Below are 15,883 nucleotides of genomic sequence, written 5' to 3' on the forward strand. Positions count from 1 at the left end.
ATCCGATGCCGCTCCCCGACCGGGGGGCGGCATCGGTGGTTCGAGGGGCCTGCCGCGGGCCTGCCAGGGGTCTGCCAGGACGTTCCAGAGGTCTGCCGGGGGGCGTTCCTGAGAGTGCTCCTGGGGTGCTCTGGGGGCGTTCTGAGGGATGTTCCGAGGGCGCTATGGGGTCCCGCACAGCCTTCTCATGGTTCTTTTATTTCGGCCTTATCGAGTCATCACGCGCCGTGTCTAGTTTGCGGCCATGTTCTTCACCTACCTGAGGCGCGAACTGCGCCGCCGCAGAAAAGCGGCCCTCGTCGTCGCCTCCGGACTCGCGCTGGGCATCGCGCTGGTCATCGTGGTCAACTCCGTGTCCTCGGGCATGGGGAAGGCCCAGGACAAGGTCCTCCAGTCGCTGTACGGGCTGGGCACCGACATGACGGTCACCAAGGCGGCCGAGCCCGCCGCCGCCACCTCGGAGCGTCCGCGCTTCCGGTTCGACGCGCAGGACAACGGTTCGGACAAGGAGCAGAGCACCGACCGGGTGATGGTCCAGGGCTTCCAGACCCTGTCCACCTCGACCGTGACCAAGGTCGGCGAGCAGAGCGGCGTCGCGGACGTCGTCGGCGGCCTGAGCCTCCAGGTCATCAAGGTCAGCGGCCAGTTCACCCGTGGTCAGTTCCAGCAGGACGGCGACGGCGGCGACCAGCGGGGCGGCCCCGGAGGCGGCGCCCAGCCGCAGGGGGAGGTCCGCGGCGGCGGTGCGGACTTCGACGTCAACAACTACTCCGTCTTCGGCACCGACGTCACCAAGCCGGCCCTCGGCCCGCTGACCTCGTCGAAGATCAGCAGTGGTCGTACGTTCACGACCGCCGAGGCAGACACCGAGGTCGCCGTCCTCGACTCGGCGTACGCCAAGGAGAAGAAGCTCAAGGTCGGCTCCACCGTCACCATCAAGAGCGTCAAGTTCAAGGTGATCGGCATCGCGACGGCCGACAGCGGTGACTCCGCGGCCAACGTCTACATCCCGCTGACGCAGGCTCAGACGATCAGCGACTCGAAGAACAAGGTCACCACGATCTACGTCAAGGCAACCGACTCGCAGAAGATCGACAGCGTCAAGTCCACGATCCAGAAGAACGTATCGGGTACGACCGTCACCACCTCCGCGGACCTCGCCGACACCGTCTCCGGCTCCCTGTCCACCGCCTCCAGCCTGGCCACCAACGTCGGCAAGTGGCTGTCCATCGCGGTGCTCGTGGCCGCGTTCCTGGTCGCCGGTCTGCTGACCTCCTCGGCGGTCTCCCGCCGGGTGCGCGAGTTCGGCACCCTCAAGGCCCTGGGCTGGAAGTCCGGCCGGGTGACCCGCCAGGTCGTCGGCGAGGCCATGGTCAACGGCCTGCTCGGCGGTGTCCTCGGTATCGCGCTCGGCCTGGCGGGCGCCTACGCCGTCACCGCGATCAGCCCGACGCTCGAGGCCCAGACGGGCGGCGGGGGTGGCAACGCGAGCGGCGGTCCCGGCGGCGGCGGCTTCGGCGGGGGTGGCTTCGGCGGTGCCCGGCAGACCGCGTCCAAGACCCTCGACGTCGCGCTGACCGCACCCGTCAGCCTCACCACCGTCGCGCTCGCGGTCGGCCTGGCCGTCACCGGCGGCCTGATCGCGGGCGCCTTCGGCGGCTGGCGGGCCTCCCGACTGCGCCCGGCGGACGCCCTGCGCCGCGTCGAGTAGCCGCGTACGGCCCGTGCCGCGTCCGGTGGCCGCGCAGGCCCACGCACTGCCCGCACCGCGTCCAGTGGCCGCGCACGGCCCGTGCCGCGTCGGAGCGGCGCGCTGCCCGTTCCGCGTCGAGCGGCCGGGGCCAGCACGGTTCCCGCGGACCAGGGGGCCCGTCCGCTGAGCGGCGGGCCCCCGTCCCCATACCTCACCCAGGAGTTGCACCCACCATGTACGAACTCAGAAGCGTCACCAAGCACTACACCCGGGGCAAGGACACCGTCCACGCGCTCGACGGCGTCGACCTGACCATCGCCGACGGTGACCGGCTCGTCATCCAGGGGCCCACCGGCGGCGGCAAGTCCACGCTGCTCCAGATGCTCGGCGGACTCGACCGGCCCACCTCGGGCGAGGTCGTCCTCGACGGCACCGACCTCGCCCGGCTGTCGGAGGCCAAGCTCACCAAGGTGCGCAGCGAGAACATCGGCTTCGTCTTCCAGTCCTTCAACCTCATCCCGACGCTGACCGCGCAGGAGAACGTCGAGACCGCCCTCGTACCGCTCGGTGTGAAGGTGAAGGACCGGCGGGAACGGGCCGCCGAGGCGCTGCGGTCGGTCGGGCTCGGCGAGCGCCTGACGCACCTGCCCAGCGAGATGTCCGGCGGCCAGCAGCAGCGCGTCGCCATCGCCCGCGCCCTCGTGAAGCAGCCGAAGGTGCTGCTCGCCGACGAACCCACCGGCAACCTCGACGAGAGCATGCGCGACGAGATCATGGAGGTGCTGGAGCGCATGTGGAAGGAGCACGGGCTCACCTTCATCATGGTCACCCACGACTCTGCGATCGCGAAGAAGGCCCCGCGGCTGGCGACCATCCGCAAGGGCCGGATCACGGTCAAGGAGAACGCGAACTCGTAGCCCGGCCTCCTGTCCGCCGCGGTGCCCGGTCATCCCCCGGCACATCGTCGTTCCGGGGGTGATCCCGGGCTGTCCCGGGGCGGGACCGGCAGGCTCAGGCCTGGGCCACCCGGGTCGCGTCCGTCCCCCAGCTCGCCAGCAGGCGCAGCGCCTCGGCGGACGGGGAGCACGGTTCGGCGTGGTAGGCGACGAGCGTCTGCTCGGCGTCGTCGAGCAGCCGGAACGAGTCGTACGGCAGGGCCAGTTCACCCACCAGCGGGTGGTGCAGGTGCTTGACGCCGTGGCTCTTCTCCTTGACGTCGTGGGTCGCCCACAGCCGCCGGAATTCCGCGCTCTTCACGGACAGTTCGCCGACCAGCGCCGACAGGCGCGGATCGTCCGGATAGCAGCCGGCGTCCATGCGCAGGGCGCACACGATGTCGATCGCCTTCTGCTCCCAGTCCACGAACAGATCGTGGTAATCGGGCTGGAGGAAGACCAGCCGCGCCCAGTTGCGCTCCGCCACCGGCAGCGCCGCCCAGTCGCCGAAGACCGCCGCCGCCATCCGGTTCCAGGCCAGGATCTCGGCGCGCCGCCCCACGATGTACGCCGGGACGCCGTCCATGGTGTCCAGCAGCTGACGCAGCGAGCTCCGCACCTGCTGCTGCCGCCCCGGGGTCTTCTTCTTGTGCTGCTTCGGCTTCGCCAGATGGGTGAGGTGCGCGTGCTCGGCGTCGGTCAGCCGCAGCGCCCGCGCGATCGAGTCCAGCACCTCCGCCGACACGTTCCGGCCGTTGCCCTGCTCCAGGCGCGTGTAGTACGCGACGGACACCCCGGCCAGCTGCGCCAGCTCCTCGCGGCGCAGTCCGGGCACCCTGCGGTGCCGCCCGAACTCGGGCAGCCCCACGTCCTCCGGCTTCAGCCGGGCCCGGCGCGTGCGCAGGAACTCGCTGAGCTCGGACCGGCGGTCGAGGGCCCGGCCGGCGTCCAGGGTCCCCGGTACGGGCTCGGGCTGTTCATCCATACGACCAGTATTCACGTCCGGTCCCTGGTCCCATGTCCCCGAGCCTGACCCCGCCAGTAGTAGGAACACCGGTCGTAGGCAGAAGTGTGGTCTGGGTGGCGAGGGGAACGTGGGGCAGGCTGGACAGCGTGCCCGGCCGAAGGCGGCCGAGCGCGGAATCATCAGCTAGGAGACCCCCCGCATGACCACTGTTGCTGCCTACGCCGCTCCCGCTGCCAAGGCGCCGCTGGAGCGCACCACGATCGAGCGGCGCGCGGTACGCGAGTTCGACGTGCTGATCGACATCAAGTTCGCGGGCATCTGCCACTCGGACATCCACCAGGCCCGCGAGGGCTGGGGCGAGGCCATCTTCCCGATGGTCCCCGGCCACGAGATCGCGGGCGTCGTCTCGGAGGTCGGCCCCGGCGTGACCAGGTTCGCCGTCGGCGACCGGGTCGGCGTCGGCTGCATGGTCGACTCCTGCCGCGCGTGCGAGAACTGCGAGGCGGGCCTGGAGCAGTACTGCACCCAGGGCGCCACCATGACGTACAACGGCGTCGGCCGTGACGGCGAGCCCACCTACGGCGGCTACTCCGAGAAGGTCGTCGTCGACGAGAACTACGTCGTCCGTATCCCGGACGGCCTGAAGCTCGACGAGGCCGCGCCGCTGCTGTGCGCCGGCATCACCCTGTACTCCCCGCTCAAGCACTGGAACGCCGGCCCCGGCAAGAAGGTCGCCATCCTCGGCATGGGCGGCCTCGGCCACATGGGCGTCAAGATCGCGCACGCGCTCGGCGCCGAGGTGACCGTGCTGTCGCAGTCCCTGCGCAAGAAGGACGACGGTCTGAGGCTGGGCGCCGACCACTACTACGCCACCAGCGACCCGAAGACGTTCGAGGAGCTCAGGGGCACCTTCGACCTGATCGTCTCGACGGTCTCGGCGCCCCTGGACTTCGGGGCGTTCCTGTCCCTGCTGAAGTCCGACGGAGCGCTGGTGAACGTGGGTGCTCCCGAGGACCCGATCTCCCTGAACCTGTTCTCGGTGATCGCGGGCCGCAAGACGCTGGCCGGCTCCAGCATCGGCGGCATCCGCGAGACCCAGGAGATGCTGGACTTCTGCGCGGAGCACGGCTTCGGCGCCGAGATCGAGCTGATCGGCGCCGACCAGATCAACGAGGCGTACGAGCGGGTCCTGGCCAGCGATGTGCGCTACCGGTTCGTGATCGACACGGCGACGATCTGACGCTCAGGGTGCGACGGGTGACCGGCTGACGCCCGGCGCCCGGCTTCCGGCCTCCGACGCCGGACGTGCGCTACACGCCCGAGGTCCGACCGACGACGATCCCGCCTCCGTCCGCTTGCCGGACGGGGGCGGGCCGCGTTCCCGCTGACGCCCGCGGGGTTGTCGCCCGCGCTCTTCATTATTACTTAGGTAAGCCTTGCCTAAAAAGGCGTGGGAGTACCGTGGGACGAAGGAGGTTTCCCACGATGACCGTGCAGCTGAACCACACCATCGTCGTCGCCCACGACCGAGAGGCCTCGGCCCGCTTCCTCGCTGACATCCTCGGCCTCGAGGTGAGCCCGCGGTACGGCCCCTTCACCCCGGTGGAGATACCCAACGGCGTGACGCTCGACTACGCGGCCACCGACGGGGAGATCGCGCCGCAGCACTACGCGTTCCTGGTGTCGGAGGAGGACTTCGACACCATCTTCGCCCGCGTCCGTGAAGCCGGCCTCACCTACTGGGCGGACCCCTTCCGCACCCGCCCCGGCGAGATCAACTACAACGACGGCGGCCGTGGCGCCTACTTCGACGACCCGAACGGCCACCGCCTGGAAATCCTCACCCGCCCGTACGGGAGCGGCGCCGGATCCTGACGGGGGCCGGCGATCAGAAGCACCCGCCCGCCGAGTAGGACCGCACGACCACGCCGAGGCCGCTCGCGCGGGCAGGCCCGTGGCTGGTGGGTGCGTCACGCGAGGGTCCGTCACTCCCGTCGCTGGACGAGGGCCGAACGGTGTGCGCGCGCCCGAGTCCGGCGACCCGGGCGCGACCCTCCGCGTCCACCTCGACCACCGTGTTCTCGTCGATGGCGACGCCCCAAGGGATCCGCCCCCGCTCCACCGCCGTGACCAGCCGCGCCAGCGTTCCCCACTGAGCCGCGTGCACGTCGACACCGAAGGGCACGAGCCCGAGCCCCGGCCGGACCGTGATCTCCGCCAGATCCTCCGCGGTGTCCTCCGGGCACACCGCGACCCCCTCCGACAGCCACCCGCCCACCACCGCGTCCCGCGCCGCCACGGCGGCACCGGCGGAGAACCCGGCGTACGGCACACCGCGCTCGGCCAGCATCCGGGGCAGCCGGTCGAGGCAGTCCGCGAACGCCCCCTGGTACGCCGGTGTCAGCCCGCCGCACACCAACAGCCCGTCCACGCCCGCCAGCGCCGGACCGGGATCGAACTGCCCGCCGACCGGCACGAGCAGCGGTACGGGCACGCAGTCGCCGGCCGCGCGCAACGCGCCTTCGTACCGCGCGAACTGCTCGGCACCGTCCCCCTCGTCGACGATCACACACCCGATACGCGGCCCACCGGCGGCCCGCAGAAACCCCCCGTAGACGGCCCCGACCGCCGAGGGATCCCACCCCCCACCGACCAGGAACGTACGCGCCCCCGTCGACGGAGCGGCGGCCGCGGCGTCATCCACGGATATGGGCAAGGAGTCCGTCCTCGATCGGGTAGGAGCGCTCTTCGGACAGCAGTCGGGCGGCGGAGTCCGGGTCCCCGTCGCCGACGCGGGAGGGGATCTCGTGCAGCGGATCCGGTTCGGGATCCTCCTGGCCCCGGGCGGGCGTCCGCTTCAACTGACGCCGCAAGGTGGCTTGGTCGGGATGCACCCTGTGAGCGTAGCTCGACAGGCACAGCCGCCCAGAGTCCATTCGAAGCCCTCACGGATGACCTCGACGGCAATCCACGCTCCTGATCTGCCTTGCCGCCCCAGCCACGGCGATACGTCATCCACAGGGAACTGGGCTCGATCCACGTCGAGCCGCGTTCAGCACTCCTTTTCGGTCCGAAGCGCGCCGCGAGAACAGCGCCGGGAATGTGACCGTCGGGTACCGGGGCCCAGCACGGTCCTGGTTACCCTCCAGTCACGTTGACCTGCAGGGATGGACCGATCGCGCTTCCTTTGGCGAGTGCATATGCGAGACGGTGATTGCTGGCTAGAGTCGTCTTGTCACACCTGGTTGTGGGGACAACCACAGTGCCTTTCGGCTGCCAACGTCCTGGGGAGGGCCTGCAGCACATGAGTCGTCGCTCTACCGGTTTGGTCGGCGTCTGGGCTGAGATGCAACGGCAGCAGCAGCGCCAACTGGAAGCCGAAGCCAGACGGCGGAGACAGCAGGAACAGCAAGCGCGGTCCTACCAGCGGCGAGCTGCCCAGAACCACCGCGAGTACCGCCAGGCAGAGGCTCTGCGGCGCACGGAGGAGCTGGACGCGCAGGTCGCGACGCTGCAAGGTCTTCTTGCCTCGGGTTGCCAGGCTCCGGCCTTCAGGGCCACCTCCCTCCTGCGACCCGAGGAGATTCAGCCCTTCGCTCCGGGGCCATTGGCGCAGCCAGTGCCCATGCCGGATCTCCAGCAGTACCAAACGCAGAGTGGCTGGACTGCCAGTCGCAGGGCCCAGGCGCAGGCCGAAGCGCGGGCGCGCTTCGAGCGGGACTGGCAGGCTGCCCAAGCCGCGGAGGCTCACCGACAGCGACAGCTGGCCACGTACCAGCGGGAATACCAGCAGTGGGTCGACACTCAGCTGGCTGATGTACGGCGGCACAACGCCGGAGTCACGGCGATAACAGACGGCGTAAGGCGCCGGGATACCGATTCCGTGATCGAGTACTTCTCCGCCGCGCTCTATGCCTCCACGGCATGGCCGGAGGGATTCCCGCGCCAGGTGGCAGCGGCCTATGACCCTGCGGCCCGGCAACTGGTTCTGGATTGGGAGCTGCCCGCCTACGGCATCGTGCCGGAGGTCAAGGCCGTTCGGTACATGTCCGGGGTCGACCAGGACAAGGAGACTCCCCGTCCGGTAGGCCAGCGCCGTGCTCTGTACAGGGAGGTGCTGGCGCAGTGCATGCTTCTGGTGCTGCACGAGCTGTTCGCCGCGGATGAGCTGGGCGCGCTTGAGTCAGTGACCTTGAACGGGTTTGTCGATGGGCATGATCCCTCGACAGGCCGACCGGGCCAGATCTTCCTCGCGACCGTCATGGCCTCGCGCACGTCGGTCCGTGACTTGCACCTGGCTCAGGTGGACGCGGGCAGTTGTCTGGCTGACGCGCTGCGCGGGCAGCTCTCGGCTCGACCTGACCAGCTCACGCCAGTTCGGCCGAGCAGGCGGCCGCAGGATGTCGGAAACCGCGTTGTCGCCCACGGCAGCGACGAGGAACCAGACCTTTTCGCCATGGACCCGGTTGCCTTCGAAAGTCTTGTCGCCGAACTCTTCCGGGCCATGGGCATGCAGGCGGTGACCACTCAGCGCTCCAACGATGGCGGTGTGGACGTAGACGCACTGGACCCGACACCGATTCGAGGCGGCAAGATCGTCGTGCAGGTGAAGCGCTACCACAACACGGTGCCGCCCACCGCTGTGCGTGACTTGTACGGGACCGTGCAGGACGCCGGCGCGAACAAAGGTGTCCTCGTGACGACATCAGGGTTCGGCCCCGGGTCGCACACCTTCGCCAACGGCAAGCCGTTGGAACTCATCTCGGGTCCCGAACTCGTAGACCTGCTGCATCGTCATGGGCTGGGTGGGCGGCTCGGCGAGAGCGGTCGGCAAGGCTCAGCACAACCCACGCCTTCCGTGCCGGACCATCAGCTCCCAAGCGACTACAACGTCTTGGGCATGTCGTGGACCGGAAGCGTCGCGCTGGACGTATGTGCTCTCGTCTGCCGTGGCAACCGGGTCCTCACTGACGAGCACTTCGTCTTCTTCAACAACCCGCAGACTCCGGACGGCGCAGTGCGTGCCCTCCCCGCCACCGCACCTGACAAGGCCGCGATCTGTGTCTCCTTCGACGGGCTGCCCGATGAGGCCGACCGCTTCGTCCTCGTGGCCGCCATCGACCCGGAGGTCAACGCGGACGCCGACCTCTCCGGCTTCACGGACGCCTGTATCCGCTTGCTCGACCCGGGGATGGCTGAGCTCGGACGGCTGGACGTTTCGGACGGGCGACCGCACGAAACCGCCTTGGTACTCGGCTCCTTCCGCCGAAGAACGAACGGGGACTGGGACTTCGTCCTGGGCGGCAAGGGCTACACGGGCGGTCTGGAGGAACTCGTTGAGGATTTCGGCATCGAGGTGGAATAGCGCCACCTGAGCCCAGAGTCGCTGTGCTGGATGAAGTCTGTGAACACGGCGTGACGGGCCATGCCAAGCCGCGTTCACAGCCCTTTTCCGATGTGGTGCCAGGACAGTGATAGTCGTACGGGCGCTCAAAACCACGGTGAAGGCCACCGGGCCGGGGACGTGGCGGTGGACGTACTACGGGAACTCCACGTCCGGGGCGAAGTCGTCGGCCGGGGATTACGTCGCCGTTCGATAGGCGACGTGCGCGGACCGCGCTGGGACTCCTTGTGCCCGAGCGAGGGCCCGATTTCCTGGGCCGGCTGACCTGACGGCGCGCTCAGCCGCAGCAGAGCCGCAGCAGAGGCGATGAGGCGGCTATGGCGGGAACAGCCATCCCATCGCGGCGAGGCTCTTGGCGACGTATTTTCCCTGTTCCGTCTCGATGCCGTAGGCCAGGTCCTCGAAGACACTGCACCTGGCATAGAAGACGGCGCGCTCGCTGAGAGCCGCGAGGTCGTTGGCGTCGGTGCGATAGCTGCCGATGGCGGCGCGGACGGCGGCAGGGCCGAGATCGCGGTACAGCAGCCCGAAGTCGTAGGCCGGATCGACGACCGCCGCATCGCTCCAGTCGATGATGCCGGTCACCGTCCACGCGACCGGGTCGACGAGAACGTGTTCGATCCCCAGATCGTTGTGGGAGAACGTCGGGGTGTATCCGTCGCGCGGTGGTACGGCGTCCAAGAACGCCTCGACGGGTCGGCGGTGCACGGCCGGTACCTGCCCAGCCACCGCCGCATAGTCGTCCGTGGCATCTTGTCGCCACTCGGCCAGCGGCTGGTGGTCCGCGTCCACCAGATCGGCCAGCCGCTCGACCGGAACAGCGTGCAGCGCGGTGAGCAACTCGCCGAGCCTGGCGGCGATCGACGTGTCGTGGGCCGACCGTCGGCGTCGCGGCACATCCAACAGCGGCGTGCCGGGGAGCTTGCGGTAAACCAGACAGCCCCGCTCGGCGACCGTGAACAGCGGTTCGGGGACGGGGAGCGGCGAGACATCGGCGACGGCGGCGAGGACGCGGGCCTCGTGGCTCACCAGGGCGGACCGCCGCGCCGGATCGGGCTCCTGACTGAAGCGCACGATCAGCTCACCGTTGACCTCGTACGCCACGTTGTCCAGGCCCTCGCCAAGCGGCACGACGGACTCGATCCGGTAGTCCGGCAGGTGCGCAACCACGACGCTGCGGACGTCCGCGACGCGGTCACGTCCGCGACTCGTCATGTGCGGACCTTCCCGACCGGGAACAACCATTTTCCCTCCGATGCCACGGCGGTGGACCCAGGGCTGATCCCGTCCCCGCCCGAGGGGCAGGAACGACGGCGAGACGCATGTCGGGCCTCGTTCACAGACCACGGCGACCGCTGGACAGCCGGCTGCGATGTCACGGCGCGTTCACACGCGGATCGCGCGGACGGTCGCGGAGGCCGCTGAGCAGAGCGCGCGCCGGTGTCACAGGCCCGCCAGGGCGAGAATGTGGTGCATGTGCCGGAGCGGCAGGTCGGGATGGGCGGCCGCGGCGGTAGCGACCGATTCCGACGAGTCGGCGAGCAGTTGTGTGAGGTCGGGGGTCGGAAGCCGGGGATGGGTCGCGACCGCGCCGCGCACCAGCTGATCGGGATCGCCGGCCAGGCGACGTACGAGTTCCACCGGCAGATCGAGATCGCGTGGCGCCAGCAACCGCATCCTCGGGTCGGGATCGGTGGCCAGACGCCGAAGGACGGGTACCGGGAGGGGGAACTCGTCGGCCGGACGCCACCGGGTCCTCTTCGTCGGGCGGTAGGCGCGGTCTATGCGTTCGGCGGTGGCGGGGTCGATCCGGTCACGGGCGTGCAGAGCCATCGTCGTGCGGACGCTGCTCTCCTCGTCGTTGAGCAGTCGGGTCACGACCGGCGCGGGCAGGTGGTCGGACAGTGCTGCGGAGGTCCGGAAGCAGGCGTAGGGCGAGTCCACGTACGGCAAGGGATCAGCGGTCACCCAGGGCAGACGCAGTGTCGACAGTTCCACGCGCGCGAGCTTGTTCATGAGCTGTCGTTCGAGTGCGTCGTCGTCCAGGGTCTGGGGATCGGTGAGCCAGTCCGCCACAGGCACGTCGGACAAGATCCGCGCGTGGATGGCCGTGCGAGTCGACTCGGGGGTGTCCTGACGGGCGAAGACGCGGAGCGTGACCCGCAGGCTGGGATCCTCGGCCAGCACGTCGCGCAGCGCCGGTGGAAGGTCAGGGTGCTCGGCGAGTTCCTGGCGCACTCCATCGTCCGGGTCATCGGCCAGCCGGCCAGCCGTGTCGGCATCCAGCGTGCAGTGGCGCACCGCCCCGGCGCGCGTGACCGGATCGGCCAGCAGCGCCGCAAGCAGGTCGGCGGGCGGGACGGGATGGGGAAGCCGTCGATAGTAGGTCGCGCAGGCTCCTGCGCGCACCGCGTCCTCGGGATCCGTCAGCAGGAGCCGGCGCACCGGTTCCGGGGCCCGCGTCCACCATTGGGCGAGCGTCGCCCGGACTTCCGGCTCCGGGTCGGCCGCCAGCCGTGCGCGCAGGTCCGCCGGCACGTGATCGTTTTGTGCCAGGCGTTCACGCACGCTCGCGTCGGGGTCGCGGACGAGTTGCTCGAACAGTTCGCGCGGTGCGCCGTCCGCGGCGACCACCAGGGCCGCCCGTACCGACGGATCGGGGTGCTCGGCAAGTCGCATCCGGAAGACGTACGGGAGGCTGGAGTTGAGCGCTAGTGAGTGCGTCAGCCATTCATCGTCGACGGCGATGATCTCGGCGATCATGCCGGCGGTCAGATCCGGGCGCCTGGCGACGTTGCCGAAGCCCCTGCGGTGAGCGAGGAGGCGGCGGACGAGGTCGGGCGGTAGCGCGGGATTCCCCGCGAGTCCCTCCACCACCTTGTCGAGGTGAACCGGCACCGGCATGACGTCCGACAAGGCGAACGGCCCTTCTGGCTCGGCGGGCTGATGGCCGAGTCTCTCACCCGCGGCCGTCCGACTGCCCTCCACAGCCGCAGATGGGGCCATCGGTTTTCGGCGTGCGGGTCGGTCCGTGGGGGTGGAGGGTGCGCACCGGGGAAGGGACTCAGGCCGAGTTGAGTAGGAGCGCTCATGCCCGGCACGCCGTCGCGCGGCGAGTATCGGTGCAGCGGCGCGGTCGAGAGGCGTCGGTCCGATCCAGTGCTGAGACAGTTACGGAGAATCCCATGTCCCGACGTATCGCCCTGTCCGTCGCCGCCGGTGTCGTCGTCCTCGGTGGTGCCGGCGCTTTCGCCCTCGCCTACGCCGGGGAGCAGCCTCCGGCGCTGAAGGGCAGTGCCGCCCGCTACACCGCTCCCGACGGCGACCGCGACGGCTCGCTGACCTTCGTCACGGACGTCACGGCGTCCTCCGGGGTCAGGAACGTGAAGGTGCTGGCATGGCCGGCGAGCTCGGCCCTCGCCAAGAAGGAGCCGACCGCCAAGGAGATGGCCCTCGTGGAGTCGGCCGCCTGCAAGCCCTCCGGGGAGGACACCGTGCGCTGCACCTACACCGTGAAGGTCACCGGCCCCGAGGCCGAGTCGTCCCCGCGGGGTGCTTGGCGCGTCGCCGTCCTGGCTACCGCGAAGGACGGCACCACGACCCTGGACACCAAGGCGGCCGGTTTCACCGTCAAGTAGCCCACCGTCCAATGACTCGCGGCTTCGGCAACGCCCGCTCGGCAGCAGGTGCCGCACCAGCACGTTCCCCTTGCCGTGGCGAACTCGGGTCCCTTGCCGTGGCGAACTCGGGCCAGTACCGGGCGTCCCGGCCACACCGATCGGGCACGACACACCTGTCCCCACGAGCCTGTGCCGCCATGGACCCATGGGGCCGTTCCCTCATCCGCGTAGCTGGGCAAGAAGCTCATCTTCGACGGGATAGGGGCGTTCCTGGGGCAGCAGTCGGGCGGCGGAGTCCAGGTCCCCCACGCTGACGAGCGCTTGGATGTCGTGGGCGAGCGGGGTGACGTCGCGGATGGCGACCGTCCACTCGTCCGCGTAACGTCGTGCGGCCTCACCTGAGAGGCCGAGTTGCAGGGACCGGTACGGCAGGGGCTGGAGACGCAGGTCGCGCTCGGGGTCCCACTGCACACGCGTGGGCGCGCGCTTCAACTGACGCTGCCAGGCGGCGCGGTCCGGGTGGACCCCGCGGGCGTAGCTCGACAGGCAGGCGTGGCGCAGCGCCCACTCGAAACCGTCTTGCGTGATCTCGACGGCGAGAACGGTCTCCTGCCCTTCCTTGGCACCCCACCCGCAGCGGTACATCATCCACAGGAACGACGGCTTGATCCACGTCAAGCCGTGTTCACAGCCCTTTCCCTCTGGCGGTGTTCAGGCTGGTCGTGGCCCGGCGTGCTGTGCGGCGTCAGCTGCGTCGCCGCCACCAGCGCTGCTTCTGCCCGGCTGTCCGCGGACCGGTTCCGGCCCCATCAGGGGCTGACGTGCTGCTCGGCGGGAAGGTCCTCAAGGCGGCGCGGATGCGGTCGAAGGGGGCAATGGTGTGATGGTCGTCGGCGGGGAGTGCCACTCCGACGCAGACCAGCTTGAAACTGTCCTCGCCGAGGGGTGCGCCAATGAACACCGGTGCGCCCACGCACCCTTGTGGCAGGTCTCCGATCCACCGGATGCCGCCGTCGCCTGAGCGTGTGATCCGGCCGATCACGACAGCCTGCTCCCGGGTACCGTCCCCGTCGTTGACGTGTCCCAGCAGATAGGCCGAGACCGGCGACTCACCGAGGCCGGCGATGTCCTGTTCCGTGGCCGCGATGCCGTCGGTGATCTCGTCGGTCGTCCAGTGCCAGCCCTTGCGGGCGCCATGCGCGTGCAGCCCGGTGGAGGGCATGACCGCCACCCCCAGGTCGCCGAGATGAGTCCATCCCTCCGCGAAGTCGAGCATCATCAGCTTCTCGGCGCTCATCATGGGCGCGCACAGTGCAGGGCGCAGGGTGAACTCGGCCAACTCGACTCGTGCCGGCTCACTCGCGGTCACGAGGTACTGCCGGATGACCTCGCCTTCGGAGGTCGTCTCCACGAGTTCGTTGAACCAGAAGGCCGTCGCGTGGTGTTCCTCCCGGTGAGCTCGCTGGAAGGGAAGCGTCGAGCGGCCGACGTGATCGACTATCGCGTCGATGGTTGCACTGGAGTGATCCGGCAGGTCGGACATGGATCGAAAGGCTAACGCACGGTCGGAGGCAGCTACCGGGCAGCACGGCAGGGCCCGTCAGCACGCCTCCGGTCCTCGGTCCTCGGCGACGGGCAAGGGTCTGTCAACGCGGCTTGATGACTCATGTCAAGACGTGTTCACAGACCCTTCCCGTGAAGGGCCGGAGCCTGTGCGCAGGGGCTTCGTGGTGTCTGCCCAATTCCGGTGGGCCACAGTGCCGGGGCACGTGAGGTGTCGGCCACGTCAGTACCAGCGGACTTGGCCGGCTGCCCCCTGGCCCGTACGGGCGGCGTGGCGGAGAACGCGCAGCGGGCCGTCAAGAAGTTCGTCCGCGTCGTGGTCGGGATCGTCACCCAAGCCGGTCATCCACGCGTGGATTCGCTCGATCGCGTCACGACGTGGGGTTCCGGTCAGGGCAAGGGTCTCCTCGGCCGCGGGCAGCTGGGCGCGGACTTGCCCGGCATCGAGCAGGAAGTCCCCGAACCAGCCCGGCAGCCGCAGCGTCGCATCGGGACCCAGCGCGTAAGCCAAAGCGGAGAACGGGTCGGCCCTGCGTGCCGTGGCCGCGAACAAGCCCTCCTCGACATCGGGGGGAAACTGTTCCATGACCGTGTCACGCAACTTCTCCGCGTGGTCGGAGTCGTCGCGGCAGGCGTCGAAGAACGCGCTCAGCCGGAGGGCGTCCTCGTCGGCGCTCCGATCGCCGGGAGACCTCGTCGACGTACTGAACATGGACGCCTGCGTCTTGCTTCGCCACCAGGCCAGCTCCCCAGGCACGTCACGGTGCGCCGGTGCCGGCGACGAGTTCTGAACCGAAGCGCTCAGCAAATGCCGTACCTCCTGGTCAGGCACCGCACCGACGATCCACGCACCTGTGACGCTCAACTCCGCCTCCTTTTGCCCTTCCACCCGAAATAGGTCATGTCTCAGCCGTCGGCGTGACGGCCGTCCGTACTGCGGCTCCACAGGGAGAGGTCGCTGCTCGTCGCCACGGCGATCGTTCGGCCGGAAGGGGAGAAGCCCGCTACACGGAATGTGGAGTAGTTCGAGTGGAAGATGTGCCACCACTCCTCTCCGTGCGGGCCCGTGTGGGGGAGCCCGCCGTCGATCGACAGCAGGATCCGTTCGTTCGGCCAGGCGGGGGTGACGACTTCCAGGGTCCAGCCGTCTTCGGTGGTGGTGTGCAGCCCGCCGCCGAAGAGCCCGGAGATGCGTACGCGGCTTCCGGTGATCGGCCCCAGCCCAGGGCAGGACAGGTCGGCGACTGCGTCGGGTGTGCTGTCCTCGGGAGCGGGGTTGCGGTCCCTGGCGGTCTTCTCGCCGGTGACGGCGTCGAAGAGACCGTGCCCGTCATTGGAGACGACCATCACCAGATCGCGGCCGGTGTCGGGGTCCGTCGCGAAGCCGATCCCGAGCAGTCCGCCGACAGGGACGCCGTATTCGCGCTCGAAGACGGGCCGCCAGGGTTCGGGTGCGGGCACCACAGGGGCCGCGAGAAGCCGGTTCCGCATCGCCCGCTGGTAGGCCGAGAGTTCCGGCTCATGTTCGGACTGCACGACCGGAGGCGTCTTCTTCGTCCACTTCATCACGGGACCATGATCTACGCTCCGACAAGCCGGCCTCAAAGGGTCTGCTGCACGATCGGGTGACATCTGAACTGGCTTGCCCTGTGGGGCGGGTGGGAAGGATGTCGCTGTGCCCAAGCCTTATCCCGAAGAGTT

General features: G+C 69.3%; 15 protein-coding genes and 1 pseudogene. 6 read left to right on the top strand and 10 right to left on the bottom strand.

Features of this window, described 5'->3' with window-relative positions; translation table 11 throughout:
- The first annotated feature begins 244 nt into the window (after positions 1-244).
- A complete protein-coding gene (locus ACWCQK_RS33185) occupies positions 245-1,711 on the top strand; it encodes an ABC transporter permease (RefSeq protein ID WP_451161400.1) in 1,467 nt (488 codons plus the stop codon).
- Positions 1,712-1,926: 215 nt separating this feature from the next.
- Positions 1,927-2,610: an ABC transporter ATP-binding protein gene (locus ACWCQK_RS33190; protein ID WP_451161402.1), complete on the top strand. Its 684-nt coding sequence runs from the start codon at positions 1,927-1,929 to the stop codon at positions 2,608-2,610.
- 94 nt (positions 2,611-2,704) lie between these two features.
- On the opposite strand, the gene ACWCQK_RS33195 is transcribed toward ACWCQK_RS33190, so the two are convergent.
- Complete coding sequence (locus ACWCQK_RS33195; RefSeq protein WP_451161404.1) at positions 2,705-3,613, bottom strand: helix-turn-helix domain-containing protein; 909 nt, start codon at positions 3,611-3,613, stop codon at positions 2,705-2,707.
- Positions 3,614-3,794: 181 nt separating this feature from the next.
- Between ACWCQK_RS33195 and ACWCQK_RS33200 the strand changes: the two genes are divergently transcribed.
- Together ACWCQK_RS33200 and ACWCQK_RS33205 are read left to right on the top strand one after the other, a co-directional pair.
- Complete coding sequence (locus tag ACWCQK_RS33200; protein ID WP_451161406.1) at positions 3,795-4,835, top strand: NAD(P)-dependent alcohol dehydrogenase; 1,041 nt, start codon at positions 3,795-3,797, stop codon at positions 4,833-4,835.
- Positions 4,836-5,080: 245 nt separating this feature from the next.
- Positions 5,081-5,470 carry a VOC family protein gene (locus tag ACWCQK_RS33205; RefSeq protein WP_451161408.1) on the top strand — a complete coding sequence of 130 codons (390 nt, stop codon included), beginning with the start codon at positions 5,081-5,083 and terminating at the stop codon, positions 5,468-5,470.
- Between the two features lie 13 nt (positions 5,471-5,483).
- Here ACWCQK_RS33205 and ACWCQK_RS33210 read toward each other — a convergent pair whose 3' ends face one another.
- The 3 genes and pseudogenes from ACWCQK_RS33210 to ACWCQK_RS33220 all read right to left on the bottom strand — a co-directional run.
- Positions 5,484-6,311 carry a hypothetical protein gene (locus ACWCQK_RS33210; protein WP_451161410.1) on the bottom strand — a complete coding sequence of 276 codons (828 nt, stop codon included), beginning with the start codon at positions 6,309-6,311 and terminating at the stop codon, positions 5,484-5,486.
- Entirely contained in the window at positions 6,292-6,489 is a 198-nt protein-coding gene (locus tag ACWCQK_RS33215; protein WP_451161412.1) for a hypothetical protein, read from the bottom strand. The genes ACWCQK_RS33210 and ACWCQK_RS33215 overlap by 20 nt, the downstream gene beginning before the upstream one ends.
- A 130-nt stretch (positions 6,490-6,619) precedes the next feature.
- Positions 6,620-6,697, bottom strand: a pseudogene (locus ACWCQK_RS33220) (hypothetical protein); the annotation flags it as partial.
- A gap of 202 nt (positions 6,698-6,899) precedes the next feature.
- On the opposite strand from ACWCQK_RS33220, the gene ACWCQK_RS33225 reads away from it, so the two are divergent.
- A complete protein-coding gene (locus ACWCQK_RS33225) occupies positions 6,900-8,960 on the top strand; it encodes a restriction endonuclease (RefSeq protein WP_451161414.1) in 2,061 nt (686 codons plus the stop codon).
- A gap of 354 nt (positions 8,961-9,314) precedes the next feature.
- Here the strand turns inward: ACWCQK_RS33225 and ACWCQK_RS33230 are convergent, their stop codons facing one another.
- Both ACWCQK_RS33230 and ACWCQK_RS33235 read right to left on the bottom strand, forming a co-directional pair.
- A complete protein-coding gene (locus tag ACWCQK_RS33230; protein WP_451161416.1) occupies positions 9,315-10,214 on the bottom strand; it encodes a phosphotransferase family protein in 900 nt (299 codons plus the stop codon).
- Between the two features lie 228 nt (positions 10,215-10,442).
- Positions 10,443-11,915: a hypothetical protein gene (locus ACWCQK_RS33235; RefSeq protein ID WP_451161418.1), complete on the bottom strand. Its 1,473-nt coding sequence runs from the start codon at positions 11,913-11,915 to the stop codon at positions 10,443-10,445.
- Between the two features lie 269 nt (positions 11,916-12,184).
- On the opposite strand from ACWCQK_RS33235, the gene ACWCQK_RS33240 reads away from it, so the two are divergent.
- Complete coding sequence (locus ACWCQK_RS33240) at positions 12,185-12,637, top strand: DUF5707 domain-containing protein (RefSeq protein WP_451161420.1); 453 nt, start codon at positions 12,185-12,187, stop codon at positions 12,635-12,637.
- 201 nt (positions 12,638-12,838) lie between these two features.
- Here ACWCQK_RS33240 and ACWCQK_RS33245 read toward each other — a convergent pair whose 3' ends face one another.
- The 4 genes from ACWCQK_RS33245 to ACWCQK_RS33260 form a co-directional block, all read right to left on the bottom strand.
- Positions 12,839-13,297: a DUF4291 domain-containing protein gene (locus tag ACWCQK_RS33245; RefSeq protein WP_451161422.1), complete on the bottom strand. Its 459-nt coding sequence runs from the start codon at positions 13,295-13,297 to the stop codon at positions 12,839-12,841.
- A 67-nt stretch (positions 13,298-13,364) separates the two neighbouring features.
- Positions 13,365-14,162: a hypothetical protein gene (locus tag ACWCQK_RS33250; protein WP_451161424.1), complete on the bottom strand. Its 798-nt coding sequence runs from the start codon at positions 14,160-14,162 to the stop codon at positions 13,365-13,367.
- A gap of 243 nt (positions 14,163-14,405) precedes the next feature.
- A complete protein-coding gene (locus ACWCQK_RS33255; protein ID WP_451161426.1) occupies positions 14,406-15,071 on the bottom strand; it encodes a hypothetical protein in 666 nt (221 codons plus the stop codon).
- Positions 15,072-15,088: 17 nt separating this feature from the next.
- Complete coding sequence (locus tag ACWCQK_RS33260) at positions 15,089-15,748, bottom strand: hypothetical protein (RefSeq protein ID WP_451161428.1); 660 nt, start codon at positions 15,746-15,748, stop codon at positions 15,089-15,091.
- Between the last annotated feature and the right edge of the window lie 135 nt (positions 15,749-15,883).

The sequence above is a fragment of the Streptomyces sp. NPDC002306 genome (assembly GCF_053593435.1).